Annotated in this window: 25 protein-coding genes; 19 read left to right on the forward strand and 6 right to left on the reverse strand. The window is 36.2% G+C overall.

The window, feature by feature from the left end; translation table 11 throughout:
* Positions 1 to 317: 317 nt before the first annotated feature.
* From ACU1LP_RS02825 to ACU1LP_RS02855, 7 genes are read left to right on the forward strand one after another with little or no spacing between them, the layout of a single operon-like run.
* Positions 318 to 521 (forward strand): membrane or secreted protein, encoded by a 204-nt coding sequence (locus ACU1LP_RS02825; RefSeq protein WP_445735504.1) that lies wholly within the window; start codon positions 318 to 320, stop codon positions 519 to 521.
* A 6-nt stretch (positions 522 to 527) separates the two neighbouring features.
* Positions 528 to 1,640: a glycosyltransferase gene (locus ACU1LP_RS02830; RefSeq protein WP_445735505.1), complete on the forward strand. Its 1,113-nt coding sequence runs from the start codon at positions 528 to 530 to the stop codon at positions 1,638 to 1,640.
* The gene (locus tag ACU1LP_RS02835; RefSeq protein ID WP_445734415.1) at positions 1,631 to 2,176 is read left to right on the forward strand and encodes an RNA polymerase sigma factor; all 546 of its coding nucleotides are present in this window, start codon (positions 1,631 to 1,633) and stop codon (positions 2,174 to 2,176) included. Before ACU1LP_RS02830 ends, ACU1LP_RS02835 begins: the two co-directional genes overlap by 10 nt.
* Complete coding sequence (locus ACU1LP_RS02840) at positions 2,177 to 3,427, forward strand: NRAMP family divalent metal transporter (protein WP_445734414.1); 1,251 nt, start codon at positions 2,177 to 2,179, stop codon at positions 3,425 to 3,427.
* Between the two features lie 49 nt (positions 3,428 to 3,476).
* On the forward strand, positions 3,477 to 4,358 hold the full coding sequence (lipA, locus tag ACU1LP_RS02845) for a lipoyl synthase (protein WP_445734413.1): 882 nt from the start codon (positions 3,477 to 3,479) through the stop codon (positions 4,356 to 4,358).
* A gap of 2 nt (positions 4,359 to 4,360) precedes the next feature.
* On the forward strand, positions 4,361 to 5,377 hold the full coding sequence (gene gap / locus ACU1LP_RS02850) for a type I glyceraldehyde-3-phosphate dehydrogenase (protein ID WP_445732538.1): 1,017 nt from the start codon (positions 4,361 to 4,363) through the stop codon (positions 5,375 to 5,377).
* A gap of 27 nt (positions 5,378 to 5,404) precedes the next feature.
* A complete protein-coding gene (locus tag ACU1LP_RS02855) occupies positions 5,405 to 7,642 on the forward strand; it encodes an ATP-binding protein (RefSeq protein WP_445735506.1) in 2,238 nt (745 codons plus the stop codon).
* On the opposite strand, the gene ACU1LP_RS02860 is transcribed toward ACU1LP_RS02855, so the two are convergent.
* The gene (locus ACU1LP_RS02860) at positions 7,639 to 8,058 is read right to left on the reverse strand and encodes a tetraacyldisaccharide 4'-kinase (RefSeq protein ID WP_445735507.1); all 420 of its coding nucleotides are present in this window, start codon (positions 8,056 to 8,058) and stop codon (positions 7,639 to 7,641) included. The two genes, ACU1LP_RS02855 and ACU1LP_RS02860, sit on opposite strands and share 4 nt — an antisense overlap.
* Positions 8,021 to 8,644, reverse strand: a complete 624-nt coding sequence (gene lpxK, locus ACU1LP_RS02865; protein WP_445735508.1) for a tetraacyldisaccharide 4'-kinase — start codon at positions 8,642 to 8,644, stop codon at positions 8,021 to 8,023. Before lpxK ends, ACU1LP_RS02860 begins: the two co-directional genes overlap by 38 nt.
* Positions 8,645 to 8,691: 47 nt before the next feature.
* Between lpxK and ACU1LP_RS02870 the strand changes: the two genes are divergently transcribed.
* The 7 genes from ACU1LP_RS02870 (at position 8,692) to ACU1LP_RS02900 (ending at position 13,402) form a co-directional block, all read left to right on the forward strand.
* Entirely contained in the window at positions 8,692 to 9,786 is a 1,095-nt protein-coding gene (locus ACU1LP_RS02870; RefSeq protein WP_445735509.1) for a Nif3-like dinuclear metal center hexameric protein, read from the forward strand.
* Positions 9,787 to 9,789: 3 nt separating this feature from the next.
* On the forward strand, positions 9,790 to 10,572 hold the full coding sequence (locus tag ACU1LP_RS02875; RefSeq protein WP_445735510.1) for a zinc ribbon domain-containing protein: 783 nt from the start codon (positions 9,790 to 9,792) through the stop codon (positions 10,570 to 10,572).
* A gap of 287 nt (positions 10,573 to 10,859) precedes the next feature.
* Positions 10,860 to 11,519: a peptide-methionine (S)-S-oxide reductase MsrA gene (msrA, locus tag ACU1LP_RS02880; protein WP_445735511.1), complete on the forward strand. Its 660-nt coding sequence runs from the start codon at positions 10,860 to 10,862 to the stop codon at positions 11,517 to 11,519.
* A 119-nt stretch (positions 11,520 to 11,638) separates the two neighbouring features.
* Positions 11,639 to 11,929 (forward strand): hypothetical protein, encoded by a 291-nt coding sequence (locus tag ACU1LP_RS02885; RefSeq protein ID WP_445732532.1) that lies wholly within the window; start codon positions 11,639 to 11,641, stop codon positions 11,927 to 11,929.
* 86 nt (positions 11,930 to 12,015) lie between these two features.
* Positions 12,016 to 12,351, forward strand: coding sequence for a nucleotidyltransferase family protein (locus ACU1LP_RS02890; protein ID WP_445735073.1), 336 nt, complete (start codon positions 12,016 to 12,018; stop codon positions 12,349 to 12,351).
* Entirely contained in the window at positions 12,320 to 12,565 is a 246-nt protein-coding gene (locus ACU1LP_RS02895; RefSeq protein ID WP_445735074.1) for a HepT-like ribonuclease domain-containing protein, read from the forward strand. The genes ACU1LP_RS02890 and ACU1LP_RS02895 overlap by 32 nt, the downstream gene beginning before the upstream one ends.
* A gap of 189 nt (positions 12,566 to 12,754) precedes the next feature.
* The gene (locus tag ACU1LP_RS02900) at positions 12,755 to 13,402 is read left to right on the forward strand and encodes a hypothetical protein (RefSeq protein WP_445734775.1); all 648 of its coding nucleotides are present in this window, start codon (positions 12,755 to 12,757) and stop codon (positions 13,400 to 13,402) included.
* 93 nt (positions 13,403 to 13,495) lie between these two features.
* On the opposite strand, the gene ACU1LP_RS02905 is transcribed toward ACU1LP_RS02900, so the two are convergent.
* Positions 13,496 to 13,912, reverse strand: coding sequence for a (4Fe-4S)-binding protein (locus ACU1LP_RS02905; RefSeq protein WP_445734776.1), 417 nt, complete (start codon positions 13,910 to 13,912; stop codon positions 13,496 to 13,498).
* Positions 13,913 to 14,001: 89 nt separating this feature from the next.
* Here ACU1LP_RS02905 and kynU point away from each other — a divergent pair, with 89 nt between their 5' ends.
* From kynU to folD, 5 genes are all read left to right on the forward strand, one after another.
* Positions 14,002 to 15,306 carry a kynureninase gene (gene kynU, locus ACU1LP_RS02910; RefSeq protein WP_445735512.1) on the forward strand — a complete coding sequence of 435 codons (1,305 nt, stop codon included), beginning with the start codon at positions 14,002 to 14,004 and terminating at the stop codon, positions 15,304 to 15,306.
* 48 nt (positions 15,307 to 15,354) lie between these two features.
* Positions 15,355 to 16,803 (forward strand): FAD-dependent oxidoreductase, encoded by a 1,449-nt coding sequence (locus ACU1LP_RS02915; RefSeq protein ID WP_445734392.1) that lies wholly within the window; start codon positions 15,355 to 15,357, stop codon positions 16,801 to 16,803.
* Positions 16,804 to 17,193: 390 nt separating this feature from the next.
* On the forward strand, positions 17,194 to 18,522 hold the full coding sequence (gene ffh / locus ACU1LP_RS02920; RefSeq protein ID WP_445734393.1) for a signal recognition particle protein: 1,329 nt from the start codon (positions 17,194 to 17,196) through the stop codon (positions 18,520 to 18,522).
* 55 nt (positions 18,523 to 18,577) lie between these two features.
* A complete protein-coding gene (locus ACU1LP_RS02925; protein WP_445734394.1) occupies positions 18,578 to 18,949 on the forward strand; it encodes a four helix bundle protein in 372 nt (123 codons plus the stop codon).
* A gap of 92 nt (positions 18,950 to 19,041) precedes the next feature.
* Positions 19,042 to 19,920 (forward strand): bifunctional methylenetetrahydrofolate dehydrogenase/methenyltetrahydrofolate cyclohydrolase FolD, encoded by an 879-nt coding sequence (gene folD / locus ACU1LP_RS02930; protein ID WP_445734395.1) that lies wholly within the window; start codon positions 19,042 to 19,044, stop codon positions 19,918 to 19,920.
* 22 nt (positions 19,921 to 19,942) lie between these two features.
* Here folD and ACU1LP_RS02935 read toward each other — a convergent pair whose 3' ends face one another.
* From ACU1LP_RS02935 to rluF, 3 genes are all read right to left on the reverse strand, one after another.
* Positions 19,943 to 20,128, reverse strand: coding sequence for a hypothetical protein (locus tag ACU1LP_RS02935; protein ID WP_445734396.1), 186 nt, complete (start codon positions 20,126 to 20,128; stop codon positions 19,943 to 19,945).
* Positions 20,129 to 20,277: 149 nt separating this feature from the next.
* Positions 20,278 to 20,703 (reverse strand): VOC family protein, encoded by a 426-nt coding sequence (locus ACU1LP_RS02940; protein WP_445734397.1) that lies wholly within the window; start codon positions 20,701 to 20,703, stop codon positions 20,278 to 20,280.
* A 4-nt stretch (positions 20,704 to 20,707) separates the two neighbouring features.
* Positions 20,708 to 21,487 carry a 23S rRNA pseudouridine(2604) synthase RluF gene (gene rluF, locus ACU1LP_RS02945; RefSeq protein WP_445734398.1) on the reverse strand — a complete coding sequence of 260 codons (780 nt, stop codon included), beginning with the start codon at positions 21,485 to 21,487 and terminating at the stop codon, positions 20,708 to 20,710.
* Position 21,488 lies beyond the last annotated feature (1 nt).

The raw sequence follows: 21,488 nt of genomic DNA on the forward strand, positions 1-21,488 counted from the left end.
TAATTAACGTTTGTATCTACGACGATTTTAGGTCCAACGCCCACTAACATTGTCTTATAATTCGTAATGGGTTTTAATCTTTTCAACACTTGATTCACATTATGAGTAGTTATTGTCTATTATTTATTCTTCGTATTTCATACTTTGTAACATGTACTTCTCTATTCTCTATTCTCTATTCTTTTTTCTTTCGTGCTTTATTCTTTATCGGATAATAAATGCTTCACAGATCACCAAAGATATTTAAACAATCGGTACATGATTTTTTAGAAATTAATGGTTAAATTCTTTATCTTTGCAGTAAATAATAAAGACAAATGACACTTCTTTTAATAACATTCGTATTATTAGGAATAGGAATTGCAGGTATTGCCATAAAACTTTGGGCGAAAAAAGACGGCAAATTTTCTGGAACTTGTGCCAGCCAAAACCCAATGCTTAATAAAGAGGGGGAGGCGTGTAGTTTTTGCGGAAAAACCCCCGATGAATTTAGTACTTGTGATGAACCTAAGCATTCCTAATATTTTATGACCCTACTTGATGTTGTTTACTACGGTTTTATTGCCGTGGTTTTTATTCAAGTTTTTTTTTACATCCTTTTCTTCGGAAAATTCGCCTTTATCAAACCCATAAAGGAATCCCATAAAAACACAGGAGTATCTGTAATTGTATGCGCAAAAAACGAAGCAGAAAATCTCCAAGATTTTTTGCCCTCAATCATAGCACAAAATTATCCTAATTTCGAAATTGTTTTAATCAATGACGCTTCAACGGACGACACGCTTGAAGTCATGGAAGCATTTGTGGCACAACATAAAAACATAAAAATTGTTGATGTTAAAAATATTGAAGCCTTTTGGGGGAACAAAAAATACGCATTGACCCTTGGCATCAAAGCATCAAAAAACGAGTATCTTTTATTTACCGATGCCGATTGCAAACCCCTTTCAGAGTATTGGATACGCGATATGTGCTCGCATTTTAATGATGACATTAATATTGTATTAGGTTATGGCGCTTATAGTAAGGACAAAAAATCATTCTTGAACAAATTGATACGTTTTGAAACCTTGGTTACTGCCATCCAGTATTTTTCGTTTGCAAAAGTGGGCATCCCATATATGGGGGTTGGCAGAAATTTGGCATATACCAAAACAGCCTTTTTTAAAGCCAATGGATTTGTCAATCATATAAAAGTGCGTTCTGGCGATGATGATCTGTTTGTAAATCAGACAGCAACAAAAAGCAATACCGCAATTTGTTTTACTGAAAATAGTTTTACCGAATCTAAACCAAAACCCACTTTTAAAAGCTGGTTAAAGCAAAAAAGACGCCACATTTCAACAGCCAAATATTATAAAACCCACCATAAAGTTTTGTTGGCATTACTATATTGCAGCCAATTGTTGTTTTGGCTATTCGCCATCATACTTTTAATTGCAACTTTTAAATGGTACATCGTAGTGGGCTTGTTTTTAATTAAGTTTATAATACAGTACACTGTTTTTGCTGCCGCATCAAAAAATTTGGGAGAACAAGACCTCATCATTTTAATTCCAGTACTTGAAGTTTTTTTAATTGTTGCACAATTGACTATCTTTATAAATAATCTGATCTCAAAACCCAATTATTGGAAATAAATGACGCCATTAAACGTGCCAGGGAAAACGACCAAAAAGCGTTTAACTTTTTATTGGACACGTTTTGGGACGATGTGTATGGCTTTCAGCTTAAACGCATTAAAAATGAAAATGATGCTGAGGATATTACCATTCAAACATTCTCTAGGGCTTTCGATCGCATTGAAACGTTTGACGACTCCTTTAAATTCAAGACTTGGCTCATCACCATTTCAAAAAATATCCACATCGATTTATTGCGGAAGGAAAAAAACTCCATTTCCCAAATTATTTCCAATGATGACAAATCGGTTTATCAGATCTTGGATGAATCGCCCAGTCCTGAAGACGAACTTATCACTGAACAGCATTTAGCAAAATTACTTCGAGATGTAAAAAAATTAAAGCCCCATTATCAAGAAATTATAAACCTCCGCTATTTTCAAGAGCTGAGTTATAAAGAAATTTCTTTTCAGCTTAAAGAGCCCATTAACAATGTAAAAGTAAAGTTATTGCGTGCTAAAAAATTGCTTGCTGGAATTATTCAGGAAAAATAAATGACTAAACTCAAAAACCTTGGTCCTGGATTATTATTTGCCGGAGCAGCCATTGGCGTTTCGCATTTGGTACAATCTACACGTGCCGGTGCCGATTTTGGTATGGGTTTATTATGGGCATTACTTTTAGTGAACTTATTCAAATACCCATTTTTTCAATACGGCCCCCGTTATGCCACAGCAACTGGCGAAAGTTTATTGGAAGGTTACAACAAATTAGGGAAAGGCGTTTTGGCGAGCTATTATATACTGAATTTAGCCACCATGTTTACCATACAAACCGCGGTAACCATTGTAACGGCTGGTTTAGCATCCAATCTTTTTGGCGATTTTGAAACATTTCATATTGGGAGCAAAACAATCTCAAGTACTGAAATTTACACCGTTATTATTCTCGCTATTTGCTTATTTCTTTTAATACTTGGCAAGTACAAACTATTGGATAGATTAATGAAGATTATTGTAATCACATTAACCATCAGTACCCTAATAGCCGTAAGCATGGCACTGTTAAAATACCCGGAACCACTTTCCTTTAAACAAATAATACCAGCCAACGGATTGGAAATGGCCTTTTTAATTGCTTTTATGGGGTGGATGCCCGCCCCATTGGATGTCTCGGTATGGCAATCGCTTTGGGCCATAGAAAAAAATGAGGAGACAAAATTATATTCACCTAAATCGGCTTTATTCGATTTTAATATAGGTTACTTAAACACCATAATCATCGGCATTGGTTTTTTGTTTTTAGGAGCTTTGGTGATGTTCCATAGCGGGGAAACCTTTAGTAATTCTGCATCTGTTTTTTCTGGACAGTTAATTAACATGTACACAAAAAACTTGGGTAATTGGGCCTACATCATCATTGGTATTGCCGCTTTCACCACCATGTTCAGTACCACGTTGACCACTTTAGATGCCTCACCAAGAGCTATGGCTAGAACCACTACGCTGTTATTCAAAAAATCTTCAAGATTCAATTACAGTTTCTGGATTGCCTTATTGACCGTCGGCACTCTATTTATATTTTTCTTTATGGCTTCGGAAATGGGATTGCTAATAAAAATAGCCACTATTTTATCGTTCATCACAGCACCTTTTTATGCTATTATCAATTATGTTTTAATTTCCAGCAAACACACGCCCAAGGAGTGGCATCCATCAAAAAAACTACACGTTTTAAGTTGGTTAGGCATTGTCTTTTTAATTGGGTTTAGCTTGTGGTATTTAGTTGTTATTGTTAATTCATAATTCTGAATTCTGAATTATGCTTTGTATCTTTGTGCTTTATTTTAAAGACATGGATTCAGAAACCGTTTCAAATATTCTACCGGAAGAACGTCAAGCAAAACCTAAATGGCTGCGCGTAAAACTTCCAACGGGAAAAAAATATACCGAATTAAGAGGGTTGGTTGATAAGTATAAGCTTAACACCATCTGTACTTCAGGCAGTTGCCCAAATATGGGAGAATGTTGGGGAGAAGGCACTGCAACTTTTATGATATTAGGAAACGTCTGCACGCGGTCTTGTGGGTTTTGCGGTGTAAAAACTGGAAGACCAGAAACTGTAGATTGGGATGAACCCGAAAAAGTGGCACGCTCCATAAAAATAATGAACATTAAACATGCGGTGTTAACGAGTGTTGATAGAGATGACTTAAAAGACATGGGAAGCATTATGTGGGCTGAAACCATAAAAGCGGTTAGAAGAATGAACCCAGAAACCACGCTAGAAACCCTAATACCCGATTTTCAAGGCATAGAACAACATATTAACAGGATTATTGAGGTGGCTCCGGAAGTGGTATCACACAATATTGAAACCGTGAGACGCTTGACCAGAGAAGTGCGCATCCAAGCGCAATACGACCGAAGTATGGGCGTTTTAAAATATTTAAAACAACAAGGACAACGACGCACTAAATCTGGCATCATGCTAGGTTTGGGTGAAACCCGTGAGGAAGTTATTGAAACCCTTCACGATTTAAAAGCGAACGATGTGGATGTGGTAACCATTGGACAATACCTTCAACCTAGTAAAAAACATTTACCTGTAAAGCAATTTATCAATCCAGACCAATTTAAGGAATATGAAGAAATAGGACTGGAATTAGGCTTTCGTCATGTTGAAAGTAGTGCTTTGGTCCGTTCTTCATACAAAGCGCAAAAACACATTAATTAGTGATGATTAATATAGCTATCAATGGTTTTGGTAGAATAGGAAGACGTGTTTTTAGACTTCTCGAAGATTATAAAGACATTCAAGTAGTGGCCATAAATGATTTGGCCGATGTTAAAACATTGAGCCATTTACTTAAATATGATAGCGTTCATGGTGGGTTTAATGGCAGTGTTTCCCATGATGCTAACCATATTATGGTCAACAATAAAAAAATTGCTTTACTCAATCATAAACACCCTAAGGATATTGATTGGAAACCTTTTAATATCGATTTTGTTATTGAAGCCACTGGTAAATTTAAGACCAAATCCGATTTACAAAACCACATAACCAACGGTTCAAAATGTGTTATTTTAAGTGTCCCAGCGCTTGAAGATGATATTAAAACCATTGTTATGGGCGTGAACGATGAAAGTATAGACGGCACGGAAACCATCATTTCCAACGCTTCGTGTACCACAAACAACGCTGCACCCATGATTGATATCATAAATAAACTCTGTGGCATCAATCAAGCTTACATTACAACGGTCCATTCCTATACAACCGACCAAAGTTTGCACGATCAACCGCATCGCGATTTACGTCGTTCGCGTGCCGCTAGTCAATCCATAGTGCCAACAACCACCGGAGCTGCAAAAGCACTGACTAAAATATTCCCAGAACTATCACAGGTTATTGGAGGTTGTGGCATTCGGGTGCCCGTTATAAATGGTTCATTGACCGATATTACTTTCAACGTAAAAAAGACCGTATCCATTGAAACTATCAATACAGCTTTTAAAGAAGCGTCCCAAAACTATTATAAAGGCATTTTAGAATATACCGAAGACCCCATCGTTTCCATTGATATTGTTGGAAACACGCATTCGTGCATTTTCGATTCTGGCATGACTTCCGTAATTGGAAATATGGTAAAAATTATAGGTTGGTATGATAATGAAACTGGCTACTCAAAAAGAATAATTGACCTAATATGTAATTTGTCGGCAAAAAAGTGTGTTTTGTCGATAAAATAATTATATTTGTCCGTAACATTTAATGAAATGTCCCCAATTAAACACTATATATATATCATCATCATGCTGTTCAGCATCAGCTTGTCCTCGCAAACAACGATAGACAATGATCCTGAACTGCTTCAAAACAGCATTGATTACCGTATTTCACAATCGCAAACGGAGTTGGAAAATTTCAACTATTATAAGGCACAAAAGAACTTAGATGAAGCTTTGGATCTAGCTGAAAAAGCGGACAACAAAAAAAGCATCGGCATTATTTATGCCACCAAAGGAAAACTACAACTTTTAATTGAAGAAGAAGACAGGGCCATAAAATCGCTCACAAAAGCAATTGAAGTGCAGCGCCTTATAAATGACAATGTAAATATAGGAAAGTCATATAAAATATTCGGAGATGTTTTTATAGCCAAAAAAGATTTCAATCAAGCCCTAGATTCATACACTGCCGCAAAATCCAAATTTGAAGAAGAAGGGTTGAATGCCGATTTAGCTGATGTACTTTTATGCGAGGGCAAAACGTATTTAAAGTTAAAAGATTACAAAAAAGCACGAGATGTTATTGAGCAGGCTTTGGCACTGGCTAAAAAAGGCGGTTTATTAAAAACCCAAAGCGACGCTTTAATTTCACATGGTGTTGCTTACAGCCAATTAGGCAACAATGAGAAGGCGTTGATCAGTACCATAGAAGGCGTCAATATTGCAAAGCGAAAAAATTATGTGAGCATTCTTAATGAAGGGTATTTGGTGTTGAGTGACATATATGATGCCACCGAAAATTTCAAACCATCTAGAGATTATTTAAAAGCGCATCTTCAACTATCAGATTCTTTGTCCAATTTAAAACATGCAAATGCATCAAGAGACAACGAAACTGAATATATTTTAGAGAAAAAAACCGAGGAAATTACAGAATTAAAGATAAAAGCCAAAGAAGACGAAGATGACAAAAGCTTAAGTACGTTAATCTCTATTTTAAGTGTGGCGTTAATTACGATTCTTTCTTTGTTAACCCTATCGCTCTACAAAAACAATAACATCAGGCTGAAAACTAATAATATGCTCCACAAAAAAAATGCGGAACTTATTATTGCCAAAGAAAAAGCAGAACTCGCATCAAAAACAAAAGCCAATTTTCTTTCTACTGTAACACACGAGTTACGAACACCTTTGTATGCCGTAACAGGTTTAAGCAACATGCTCTTGGAAGAAAACCCAAAACCAGAACAAGTACAACATTTAAAATCGTTGAAATTTTCAGGAGACTATTTATTGACCTTTATCAACGACATCCTTCAAATCAATAAAATTGAAGCGAATAAAGTAGATATTGAACCCGAACCTTTCAATTTAAAAAAGAAAATAAACAATATTGTTCTGGCTTTAAATAATTCAGCAAACGACAATAATGTTAAAATTCATTTTGAATATGATAAAGATTTACCCGAAAACTTTCTTGCTGACCAATTAAAGATTTCCCAAATACTTATCAATTTAATAGGAAACTCTATCAAATTCACTAAAAACGGCGATATTTGGATTCGTGTTTACAAAATAGAAGCAAACGATAAAATCTATACGCTGCGTTTTGAAGTAGAAGATAATGGTATTGGAATTAGCCAAGAAAAGCAAGACAACATGTTTGAAAGTTTTTCCCAAGGATCTATTCAAATTAACAGAAAATATGGCGGTACCGGTTTGGGCCTTTCCATTGTAAAAGGGCTGATAAACATTTTAAAAGGAAAAATATACGTGAAAAGTGAGATTGATAAAGGAACTACTTTTTATTTTGAAATTCCTCTGGAATATACCTCGGTGCAAGAAGCGAAAGAAAACAAAGTTACTTACTTTAGCGGAAATACCGACGAATTGAATTTAGAAAATGTTAAGATTTTAGTGGTTGAGGACAATAAGATCAACCAAATGATTACCAAGAAAATCCTAACGAAAATGAACCTTAAATGCGATATTATAGATAACGGCGAAGATGCCGTTGATATGATAAAGGCAAACAAATACGATATTATTCTTATGGACATTCACATGCCAGGAATAAGTGGTATAGAGGCAACCAAAATAGTGCGTTCGTTTGATAAGGACCAAATTATTTTTGCACTGACCGCTGTTACCATCGAAGATAAAATGCATGAGTTTGAAGAGGCTGGTTTTACTGATATTATTCCAAAACCGTTTAAGCAGGAGGAATTCGAGAAAAAACTTTACAACGCTTTAGCTTCAAAACGGGACAAATCGGCTACTTCTTAAACTTTTACAAAATCCTTAATATGTTTATTAACGGCAGCTTCATTGCCAATACGCACTTTTATTGGCAAATAAAATAATTTATCTTTTAAAACAACGTGGTCTTTTAAGCGCATAAAATCCTTTTCAGTAGTTATAATCAGGTCTCGCTTATTGATTTCCAGGATATCCTGTTGCGAGAATTCATGATGGTCGCTAAAATTCAAATGCTCGAACTGTAAATTTTTCTTCTTTAAAAAACCGACCAAAGGATTTGCGTTTGCAATACCCGTTACCAACGTAAAATTATTTACAGAATCCATACTTTTTTTGCTTTTTGCTGAAATGATTTCATTTGAATAGTCAATGGTACTAAAAAAAACAGACTGGTTTCCTTTAGGGTTAATTTGTTTTAAAAAACGTGTTTTTTTCGGCTTCACTTAAATGGTATGGACATTTTGTAACAATAATAATATCGGCTCGTTTTGCACCATTTCTGGGCTCACGCAAATTTCCCGTAGGCAACACAAAATCATCAAAATACGGATTGCTGTAGGTTGTTAGTAAAATATTTAACCCTGCTTTAACTTTTCTATGCTGAAATGCGTCATCTAATAATATAACATCTGGTGCATTATCGAGTTTCCTTAATTGTTCAATGCCATGCGTTCTATCGGCATCAACCGCTACCAAAATATCATTTTTAAATTTACTGTAAAACTGAAAGGGTTCATCGCCTAAAGTTTCAGCGGAAGAAGAAGCATCAGCCAATTGAAACCCTGTGGTTTTTCGTTTATAGCCCCTACTTAAAGTCGCTATTTTATAATCGTCCTTCAACAACTCAATCAAATACTCAATCATAGGTGTTTTTCCCGTGCCACCAACACTTAAATTACCAACACATATCACAGGCAAATCATACGAAGCCGATTTTTTTATGCCCAAATCGTACAACTTATTTCGCAAACTGGTTACCGCATAATATGCGGGCACAAAAGGAAACGATATGTTTCTGATTAATTTCATTTGAACGAAAGTATAATATTTTATCTTTGATACAAACAAATTAATTCATGATTGTTCAAGATGTTATAAATCACTTAGAAGAATTGGCGCCATTGGCTTACGCCGAGGATTTTGATAACGTGGGGCTTTTGGTAGGTGATAAAAATACAGAAATAACTGGTATTCTGGTCACTTTAGATACTTTGGAAGCTGTTGTTGACGAAGCCATTAAAGAAAACTGTAACCTAATTGTTAGCTTTCACCCGATTATTTTTAAAGGATTGAAAAAGCTTACCGGTAAAAATTATGTGGAACGCGTAGTGATGAAAGCCATTAAACATGATATTGCCATTTACAGCATGCACACCGCTTTAGACAATGCGCTGAATGGTGTAAACGATATGATTTGCAACCAGTTACAATTAAGAAACAAACACATTTTAATTCCGCAAAGCGAAACCATAAAAAAACTGACCACCTACGTTCCAAAAGAAGAAGCAGAACAACTTCGAAACGCTTTATTCATTGCAGGTGCCGGTAGTATTGGAAATTATTCCAATTGCAGTTTTAATGTAGAAGGCTACGGAACGTTTAATGGCAACGAAAACACCAACCCAACAAAAGGGCAAAAAGGGACATTACATACCGAAAATGAAACCAAAATAACCGTAACCTTTCCCAAACATTTAGAATCGCAAGTACTTCAAACACTTTTTAAATCACATTCTTATGAAGAAGTGGCTTATGAGGTGGTTACTTTAGAGAATAAAAACCAGCATATTGGCATGGGAATGGTGGGCGAATGGGAAGAGTCAATGAGCGAATTGGATTTTTTAGTCTTTTTAAAAGACAAAATGAACACCCAAAGCATTCGGCATTCCGCATTTTTGGATAAAAAAATAAAAAGAATTGCCGTGTTGGGTGGTTCCGGTAGTTTTGCTATTGAAGCTGCCAAAAGTGCTGGTGCTGATGCATTTGTGACTGCCGATTTAAAATATCACGACTTTTTCACAGCCGAAAACAACATCCTTTTAGCCGATGTTGGGCATTATGAAAGTGAGCAATTCACAAAAAATCTTTTAGTAGCCTATCTTACAAAAAAAATCACTAATTTTGCAATCATTTTATCAAAGACAAATACCAATCCTGTTAAGTATTTTTAAAGTATGGCTAAAAGTAAAGAATTAACTGTTGAAGAGCGTTTAAGAGCGTTATACGATTTACAACTTATAGATTCCCGTATAGACGAAATTAGAAACGTACGTGGAGAACTTCCGTTGGAAGTTCGTGATTTAGAAGATGAAGTTGCTGGACTAAACATTAGATTAGAAAAATTAGTGTCCAATTTAGAGGTTATCGATCATGATATTATTTCTAAAAAGAATCTCATAGAAGAATCAAAATCCTTAATTAAAAAATACAGCGAACAACAAAAAAATGTTAGAAATAACAGGGAATTCAATTCTTTAACAAAGGAGGTTGAATTCCAGGAATTGGAAATTCAATTGGCCGACAAGCACATTAAGGAATTTAAAGCGCAAATTGAGCAGAAAAAAGAAGTGATTGCTGAAACCAAAGAGCGTGTAAAAGAGCGTGAAAACCATTTAAAACATAAAAAAGGAGAGCTTGATGCTATTTTAGCCGAAACTGAAAAAGAAGAACAGGCTTTAATTGGAAAATCCAAAGAATACCAAGAGCAGATTGAAGAGCGTTTGGTAGCTGCTTATAACCGAATTCGTAAAAACGTGAAAAATGGTTTAGCCGTTGTAGCTATTGAAAGAGGTGCTGCTGGAGGATCTTTCTTTACCATTCCACCACAAATCCAAGTTGAAATTGCAGCCCGTAAAAAGGTTATTACCGATGAGCACAGTGGGCGTATTTTAGTGGATGCCCAATTAGCCGAAGAACAAAAAGGAAAAATGGAAAAATTATTTGCTAAATTGAGCTAAATAATTTCAAACATATCAGTCTAAGCCTTCACGTTTGTGAAGGCTTTTTTTTTGAACTCGTATTGACTTTTTGTTTTTAACCGAAAATGAGTTGAAATTTGTTCAGGTGAGACTGTTTTTGATAGGCATAGAACCGCTACGCATAAGAAAACAGGCGAAATATGGACGAATTTCAGCCATTTTTTAGGAAATAGAAAAAGCCAATATGAGTTCTATCATAAACTTTCGTTAATTCCATTAAGGTCTGGAACTTGGTTTCGTCTAACTTAGTACATAAAAACAAGAAAATGAAAAATATAATTCTCGCATCTTTAGTTACATTACTTTTCAGTTGCCAAAACAATGCCCAAGCAAACAAAAACCAAGAAGCGGTTATAAATGGAGACCCTATTCAAGTGCCTTTGCAAAACGGAAAAGCCAAAGCCTATTTTGCCAGTGGCTGTTTTTGGTGCGTTGAAGCCATTTATGAAAGTGTAAAAGGTGTGGATGAAGTCATTAACGGCTATTCTGGCGGACATACCAAAAACCCAACTTATGATGCCAGTAATACCGGTAGAACAGGACACGCCGAAGCGGTTGAAGTTATTTACTACCCTAAAGTGGTAAGTTTCGAAACTTTGGTAGACGTTTATTTTGCATCGCAAGATGTTACGCAAGTCAACGGACAAGGAAACGATAGAGGTTCACAATACCGTTCCATTATTTTTTATCAAAATGAGGCACAAAAGCAAATTATCACTAAAAAGAAAGATGCTCTTGCTAAAAAGCTAAATACCAAAATTGCTGCCGAAATATATCCATTTCAAAAGTTTTGGGTAGCTGAAGATTATCATCAAAACTACGAGCGTCTTCATCCAAACAATAGCTATATTCAAAATGTTTCTGTACCTAGATTGAATCGGTTTAAGTCTGTTTTTCCCAAAGAATTATTGAAAAGCGAGCATTGATTAAGCTAGTTTTTTTGTTTGATTTTGTAGATAATTTCAGGTATCTTCGTTTGACTTTGGATATAATTCATTATAATGGAATTGTATTCGCTGTACGTCAATAGCAATTTAAATAAAATATGAAAATACCAGAGATAAAACTAACTCCCACTCCAGAAACAGAGGAGGCGAAACTTGCAGTTGGATTTAAATGGAATGACAAAGCAGGATACAGACATAAACTGGGAGGAGAACCAGATAGACTTAGTAGCTCAAATTTTCCAAAATGCACAGATTGCGGAATTAAAATGACTTTTTACGCACAAATTGATTCTATTGGAGAAGGTTATAATTTGGCAGACTGCATGGTTATTCATCAGTTCGTTTGTTTTGATTGCTTTACTGTTGAAAGTCAACTCAATCAAATTTAAGATATTTTTAAATCTAATATTTAATCACTTTTTAAGCAAAAAAACAAAACGACATCTATCTTTAAAAAATACGTTATCTTAGCCTTATGGACTTGAAAGAATCAATTAAATATAAAATGGCGGAGTTTCTATCATTATGTAAATCCCATAATGTAAAAAACTTATATGCATTTGGCTCTTCTATTACCAACCAATTTGATGAGGATTCGAGCGATATAGACTTACTAATTGAAATTGATAATGACGACCCCATTGAACGGGGGGAAAACCTTATGAGCATTTGGGATAAATTTGAACAGTTCTTTCAAAGAAAAGTAGATTTGTTGACGAATTCATCCATCAAAAATCCTGTGCTTAGAAAAAGTATTGATTCGACAAAAATTTTAATCTATGACGGAAAAGAGCAAAAAATATCTATCTGACATTTTTATGGCTATCGACTTGATAGAAAAATTTACAGTTGACATTACGGATTTTAATAGTTATCAAAATGACTTAAAAACACAAAGCGCGGTCGAGAGACAATTAGTCATTATTGGAGAAGCTTTAAATCAACTTAAAAAAGTGCAACCCCATTTAGAAATTGAGAATGACAAACAAATCATCGCATTCAGAAATAGATTAGTCCACGCATAAGATAGTATCGATAATTCTATAGTTTGGGCTATTATAAACCGTCATTTAAAAAAATTAAAAGAAGAAATGAATATTATAGAATAAAAGTCAAGTGATAACCTCATGCTAAGCTAATTGTCCACAAACAATTTAAGTTACTTTCCAATCTAAAATACACTCGACTTCTAAGTAAAAATCAAAAAAATACCTATGAAAAAATACATCCTTTTACTTCTTATAGTTATTATAAGTGTTTCATTCAAACAAATTAATTCTACTGAAAAAGCGGACAAACAATTATCCATAGCAGAAAAAATTGCCAATGCGCATGGTTTTGAAAAATGGCAACAGGTAAAAGAAATTGCTTTTACTTTTAATGGGAAAAGAAGCTGGGTATGGAAACCCAAAACCAGTGATGTTACTTATATTATGGATGGCGACACCATTCATTACAATACAGGAAAAATAGACTCTTCACTTGTTAAAATTGACAGAGGATTTATAAACGATAAGTTTTGGCTGCTCATCCCTTTTCAGTTGGTTTGGGACCAAGGTACCAGCGTTTCTGAACCCATTAAAACGGAGGCGCCCATTAGTAAAACCATAATGAATAAAATCACTTTGACATATCCGAACGAGGGCGGTTACACCCCAGGCGATGCTTATGATATATATTATGGAGATGATTTTATAATTAAAGAATGGGCATACAGAAAAGGCAATCAACCCAAGGCTTCCCTGGTGAATACCTTTGAAAACCACCAAGATTTTAACGGTATAAAAATTGCCTTAGAGCATAAAAAAGCAGAAGGCGATTGGAATCTTATTTTTTCTAATGTAAAAGTTACTTTGGATTGATTTTTTCGAATATTTATAAATTGAATATTTCAAATGCCTATTCACACTCACTTAAAGTCGAATGGCTTCAATTTTTTAATTGAAGCCATTTTTCTATCCAATAAAATGCTCTTTGGCATGAGTGCCATCGCAAAATGGTTTGTTGTTCGAAGCACCACATCGGCAAAATGCTGTTGTTTTGTTCTTAATTTCCTTGGAACCGTCTTTATGGGTAACATGAAGCGTTCCATAAACCAATAAAGGCCCATTTTCCAAAACTTCCACCTTCGTCTCTAAAACCTCGGTGGTTTTATCTTTTTCATTGTTCATATAAAAACCCAAAGCACCCGAGGGACAATGCTTTACTTGATTGATTAAATCCTGGGTTGAGGCTTTGTCAATTCTAATCCAAGGCCTAACGGTTGGTCTAAATACTTCGGGCAAACCTTTTACACATATTCCAGAATGAATGCATGCTTTTGGATTCCAAACAACGGTTACCTCTCCATTGGTATATTCTCTTTCTTTCATACTGATAAGTTTTTACTAAAGATACAAAAAAAGTGCCATCAAACTATCTAGACTTTTAGTGATCATTTCTAACTTTAGAATTCTTATTTTTGTTGGAAACCGAAAACAAAAACACGTTGTACAACTATAGATCAGGTGTGGATTTTGCTTTAGAACAAGATCAAAACGACCCATTGGCAGCTTACAGAAGCCAATTCCTTTTTCCAAAAGACAAAAATGGCGAGGACTGCATTTACATGACAGGAAACTCCCTGGGGTTGCAACCAAAACAAACAAGAGCATACGTTGATGACGTGTTGAGTGATTGGGCAAACTTAGGAGTTGAAGGTCATTTTAATGCTAAAAACCCCTGGTTGACCTACCATGAAAATTTAGGGGACATTATGGCGAAAATTGTGGGAGCAAAACCCATTGAAGTGGTTGTGATGAACACTTTAACCACCAATCTCCATTTTTTAATGGCATCATTTTACAAGCCCACTAAAACGCGCTATAAAATTTTAATTGAAGCGGATGCTTTCCCTTCAGATAAATATGTAGTTGAATCACAACTACGTCATCATGGTTTTGATGATACCGAAGGATTAGTTCTTTGGAAACCACGAGCACATGAAGCATTAGCCAATTATGAAGATTTAGAAGCTATTTTAGAAACACAAGGTGATGAAATTGCGTTGATACTCATTGGCGCGATTAACTATTATACGGGACAGTTTTTTGACTTAAAACGCATTACCGAACTCGGACATAAACACGGATGCATCGTAGGTTTTGATTGCGCCCATGCTGCAGGAAATGTGGCACTAAATTTACACGATTCAGGTGCCGATTTTGCGGCTTGGTGCACTTACAAATATTTGAATTCTGGTCCAGGCAGTATTGCGGGTTGCTTTGTACACGAACGCCATGCCTATAACAAAAACCTCAACCGGTTTGCAGGTTGGTGGGGACACAATAAAGAAACCCGATTTGGAATGCGTGATGCATTCGACCAAATTCCAGGTGCTGCAGGTTGGCAAGTTTCAAATCCGCCCATATTGTCCATGGCTGGCATAAAAGCTTCTTTGGAAATCTTTAACGACGTTGGCATGGATAAATTAATTGAAAAATCTAAAAAACTCACAGGGTACTTGGAATTTCTTTTGAACCAATTAGGTGAAGATACCATTAGAATCATCACACCCGCAAATCCTGATGAACGTGGTTGTCAACTTTCTATTTTAGTGCAAAACACAGATAAAACATTGCATGATAAATTTACTGAAGCAGGTGTTATTTCAGACTGGAGAGAACCAAACGTGATACGCTGTGCCCCTGCGCCGTTGTACAATTCATTTCAAGATGTGTATTATTTGGTGGAACGGTTAAAAAAAATATTGAATTCCTCTCCCTAACCCTCTCCAAAGGAGAGGGAACTCAGCAGGATATAAAAACAAAATTTGATGGATAAACAGTACAAAAAAGTCCTCTCCTTCGGAGAGGATTTAGGAGAGGCACAACAAAACATACTCATTATTGGCGGTGGCCTTTGCGGTTCGCTCCTCGCCTTGCGTTTGGGGCAACGTGGTTATCGGGTTTCGGTTTATGAAATGCGTCCCGATATCCGTAAAGTGAATATGGATTCTGGGCGTTCCATAAATCTGGCATTATCGGACCGTGGCAATAAAGCCATTAAATTAGTTGGTATTGAAGATAAAATAAAAGCATTATGTGTCCCAATGACTGGACGCATGCTACATGACAGGGATGGCAACACCACGTTTTCGGCTTATAGCGGTCGTGAACATGAATATATCAACTCCATTTCGCGAGCGGATTTCAATGCGTTGTTGGTAAATGAAGCGGAAAAACATAAAAATGTCTCCTTCTATTTCAACAGAAAATGCCTTTCGGTAGATTTTGAAAAAACCACGGCATTGTTTAAGGATTACGATAGCAATACAGAATTTGTAGAAGATGCCGATGTCATCATTGCCACAGACGGCGCTGGCTCCGCATTGCGAAAAAGTTACTTTTTAGGCAGAAAATTCCTGTTTAGTTATTCGCAAGACTATTTAACGCATGGTTACAAAGAGTTGCATATTCCGCCAGCAGAAAATGGTGGTTACAAAACCAACAAAAATGCATTGCATATTTGGGGAAGAGACCATTTTATGCTAATTGCATTACCAAATTTAAATGGCAGTTTTACGGTGACCTTGTTTTTAAGTTATGATGAAGGCGAATATAATTTTAACAATCTCACTACCAAAGACCGCGTTATAGCATTCTTTGGCACCTATTTTGAAGATGCTTTGGAAATGATGCCAAACCTTGTTGATGATTTTTTCAAAAACCCCACATCGCCACTGGGGACCATACGCTGTTCGCCTTGGCATTATAAAGGCAACACCCTTTTAATGGGCGACGCTGCCCATGCTATTGTGCCTTTTTATGGTCAGGGGATGAATGCTTCATTAGAAGATATTGTGGAATTTGACAAAGCTTTAGATGCCCATGTAGGCCATTGGGAAACTGTTTTTAAAAGATATGAAGCGTTGAGAAGAAAAGATACCGATGCCATTGCAGACTTAGCGATTGATAATTTTCATGAAATGAAAGGTCATGTTAACAACGATATTTTTAGGGAAAAACGCACCATTGAAATGGCTTTAGAAAAGAACTTTCCAAATGAATATTCGTCAAAATATTCGTTGGTTACTTTTAATGAACATGTAGGTTATAGAGAAGCCATGCTACGTGGGCGTGCACAAGACAAAGCTATTTTAAATATGCTCGCAGATGGAGAATTGGATTTGAAAAATAATTTAAAAAGCATTTTAGAACAAGTTCAAAAAGCAACTGAAGCCGTTTTAGAGGATGATAGAATAGCACAAAACATGAAACATTAAGAACTCCTTCCCTTAAAAATTGAAAAGCTTGTGCCAAATTTATTCCGGTATGGATTCATCCTAAAAATGTGGGATGAAGACGGAAGGGTTTTCAAAAGAAAGATTAAAAACTTAAAACAAGGGATTCCCGTTTAAGTTTATACTGGGCGCTAGTTGAAAGGCGGGAATAAAGAAATTTTGGTATATACATGGGTTTTTGAAATACTATATTCATCAACAAGGTTTGCATCGCTAAATGCATTAAGCAAAATGTAAGCACTCAATCAGCCTCTTTTTTTTTCTAAAAACCACGAGTGTAAATACGCACCAAATCATTAACTTTGCAACTTAAATTTTTAATCATCAAGCAGACTGAGAGCTGTGTACTGCTTACTGAATACTTAAAAAACTATGTTCAATAATTTAAGCGAGAAATTAGATAAAGCCTTACACGTACTTAAAGGCCACGGAAGTATTACCGAAGTAAACGTAGCGGAAACCTTAAAAGAAGTGCGTCGCGCCTTACTTGATGCCGATGTTAATTTTAAAATAGCAAAAGATTTTACCACTACGGTAAAGGAAAAAGCATTGGGCCAAAACGTATTAACAACGTTGCAACCTGGGCAATTACTGGTTAAGATCGTCAAAGATGAATTGGCCGAACTTATGGGTGGCGATGCCGAAGGTATTAACCTTTCGGGTACACCCAGTGTTATTTTAATGTCTGGGTTACAAGGTTCTGGTAAAACCACCTTTTCCGGAAAACTGGCACATTATCTTAAAACCAAGAAATCAAAAAAACCGTTATTGGTAGCCTGCGATGTGTATCGTCCTGCCGCCATAGATCAATTACATATTGTTGGAGAACAAGTAGGGGTAGATGTTTTTAGCGATAGAGGAAATATCGATCCGGTAGCCATTTCAAAGGCAGGTATTGCTCATGCCAAAGCTAATGGGCACAATGTGGTTATTATAGATACCGCAGGTCGTTTGGCGGTTGATGAGGTGATGATGACCGAAATATCAAACATCCATAAAGCCATCCAACCACAAGAAACCTTGTTTGTTGTAGATGCTATGACGGGGCAAGATGCTGTAAACACCGCAAAAGCGTTCAACGATGTGTTGAATTTTGATGGGGTTATACTAACCAAATTAGATGGTGATACCCGTGGTGGCGCAGCCATTTCCATTAAATCGGTAGTCAACAAACCCATTAAGTTTATTGGTACAGGCGAGAAAATGGAAGCCATTGACGTGTTCTATCCAGCACGTATGGCAGACCGTATTTTGGGAATGGGGGATGTGGTATCGTTAGTAGAACGTGCACAAGAGCAGTTTGATGAAGTAGAGGCTCGTAAACTTCAGAAGAAAATAGCCAAAAACCAATTTGGATTTGACGATTTCTTAAAGCAGATTCAGCAAATCAAGAAAATGGGGAACATGAAAGACCTTATGGGCATGATTCCTGGTGCTGGAAAAATGTTGAAGGATGTTGATATTGATGATGATGCGTTTAAAGGTATTGAAGCCATTATTCATTCCATGACGCCCAAAGAACGCAGCAATCCATCTGTTATCAACGCAAGTAGAAAACAACGTATCGGCAAAGGTTCTGGAACATCAGTCCAACAAGTCAACCAGCTTTTAAAGCAATTCGACCAAATGAGCAAAATGATGAAAATGATGCAAGGTGGCGGCGGTAAAAAGATGATGCAGATGATGAAAGGGATGCAGTAGGTTTCAATCTAGTCGCAGTCGCAGTCTCGGTTTTCAGTATTAAAATTAAACTTTTATGGATTTCAAAAAACTATTAGCTTATCAAAAATCTTTTGAATTGGCTATGTTTATTTTTGAAATATCCAAATCCTTTCCAAAAGAAGAAACATATTCCTTGACCGATCAAATAAGACGAAGTTCTAGGTCGGTTTCTGCAAACATTGCTGAGGCGTACAGAAAAAGAATCTATCCAAAACATTTTACGAGCAAACTTACGGATGCTGACGGCGAAAATTCGGAAACTAACTCATGGTTGGATTTTGCTTTAGCATGCAACTATTTAGATAAAGAAAAACATTTAGAGTTGACTGAACTAGGAATAGAAGTAGGGAAGCTTATAAATTATATGATTAACAATCCAAGCAAATTCGGAGTAAAAGTTGAGTAAACTGAAAACTGCGACTGAAAACTAACATAAAGCAAGAGTAAGTCGGCAGAGTGATAAACTGCGACTGCGACTGCGACTGAAAACTTATAAAGATGACCATTTTAGACGGAAAGAAAATCAGTAACGATATTAAAGATGAAATCGCAGAACAGGTAAGCGCTATGATTTCAAAAGGCGAAAAAGTGCCACATCTGGCAGCCATTCTTGTGGGAACCGATGGCGCCAGTATGACCTATGTAAACGCAAAAGTAAGAGCCTGTGAAAAAATAGGTTTCCAATCGACTTTAATGGATTTACCCGATTATACTTCCGAAGAAGAGTTATTGGCAAAAATAAATGAACTGAACACCAACAATGATATCGATGGGTTTATAGTTCAGCTGCCATTACCAAAGCATATTGACGAGCAAAAGGTTTTAATGGCGGTACACCCTGATAAAGATGTGGATGGGTTCCATCCTATAAATGTTGGTAAAATGGCTTTGGATTTGCCGACTTTTTTACCAGCAACCCCTTATGGCATACTCGAATTATTGGAACGCTACCAGGTTGAAACTTCTGGGAAAAATGTAGTGGTTATGGGACGGAGCCACATTGTGGGGCGTCCCATAAGTATCTTGATGAGCCAGAAACGAAAAGCTGGTAACGCCACTGTTACTGTGGTTCACAGTCGTTCTAAAAACTTAGCTGAAATAACTAAAGCGGCGGATATTATTGTGGCTGCGATTGGTATCTCGGAATTTTTAACGGGCGATATGGTCAAGGAAGGCGTTGTCATTATTGATGTCGGCATCACACGAGTACCGGATGCCACAAAAACAAGTGGCTACCGACTTGCAGGTGATGTTCATTTTGAAAGTGTGAGTAAAAAAGCCAGTTACATCACGCCAGTTCCAGGAGGCGTTGGCCCCATGACGATTGCTATGTTATTGAAAAACACGTTGTTGGCTAGAGAGCAACATAAAAAATAATCTTTTTTAATTTAATTTGCTATTAAGGTGTAGGCGTGTCTTTTCTATATTTAAGCATGGAAATACCTGCAATAAAGAAAACGCCTCCTAGGATGGTTAATGCCCAAGGACTCAAGGAAACCATGTTATTTCCAAAAATACCTAAAACGCCTATAATTAGGGCTATCATTCCGCCTAAAGTCAATACCATAGCTAAAATCCGTATCATTTTTTTTATTTTAAAGTTGTTTCGCTAAATTAATGTAAGTTAAAGGGTTTCAATTATAAAATTTCTAAATAGGTTATCATAATTGCCATTTTAAATCATCGATTTCAACCTTACAATCTGATTAAGTGGAAAAAAAATGTTGAAGTAATTTATTTGGCGAATAACTGCCCAATATCCTTAAATGCTTTAAATTCCAATGCATTTCCAGATGGGTCATAAAAAAACATGGTAGCTTGTTCTCCAACCAATCCTTTAAATCGGATATAAGGCTCAATAACAAACGTGATGTTTTTTGATTTTAAATTTTCCGCGAAAGCGTGAAAAACATCCCAATTGAGTACAACCCCAAAATGTGGTACAGGAACATCTTTTCCATCAACAGTATTTGTATGAAGCGATTTATTTTCTTCTTTGGGTTTAAAATGAATGACCAATTGATGACCGAAAAAGTTAAAATCTACCCAATGGCCACTGCTTCTGCCTTCTTCACATCCTAAAATATCTCTGTAAAAAAGCTGGCATTCGTTTAAATTGTAAACTGGTATGGCTAAATGAAAAGGAGAAACGGTTTCCATAATTCTATTTTCTATTTTCTATTTTCTTTGTTCTTTGTCTTTCCATCTTCGGTTTAAATACTTTAGCAGATTCACTTATCAAATTATTCAATTCCCTAAACTCTTCTTTGGTCAGCTCTCGGTATTCGCCAACAGGCATATCCAGTTTAATGTTCATAATCCGTACACGTTTTAAAGTTTGGACTTCATAATTCAAATACTCGCACATGCGACGAATTTGTCGGTTCAACCCTTGGGTCAGGATAATTTTAAACTCATAAGTGCCCAATTTTTCAACGGTACATTTTTTGGTCACTTTATTCAAATCCTCTAACGGAATGCCGCCAGCCATCCGTTCCACAAAGGTTTGCGAAATGGGTTTACCAACCGTTACCATATATTCTTTTTCGTGGTTATTGCTGGCACGAAGAATCTTGTTTACAATATCACCATCATCGGTCAGGAGAATGAGGCCTTCGCTGGGTTTGTCCAATCGTCCAATAGGGAAAATACGTTTTGGGTAGTTTATAAAATCAATGATATTGTCTTTTTCCACAGAGGTATCGGTCGTGCAAACAATACCAATGGGTTTATTAAAAGCCAAATAAACAAAGGCTTCGTTGGAGGCATTAATTTGTTTTCCGTCAACATGTACCACATCATGGGGCGCTAATTTTGTACCCATTTCTGGAATAACACCGTTGATGGTCACCCTGCCAGCTTCAATAAGTTTATCGGCTTCCCTACGCGAGCAATAGCCAACTTCACTCAAAAATTTATTGATACGTTTTAGTTCTATTTCCATG

The organism is Mariniflexile sp., assembly GCF_052728615.1.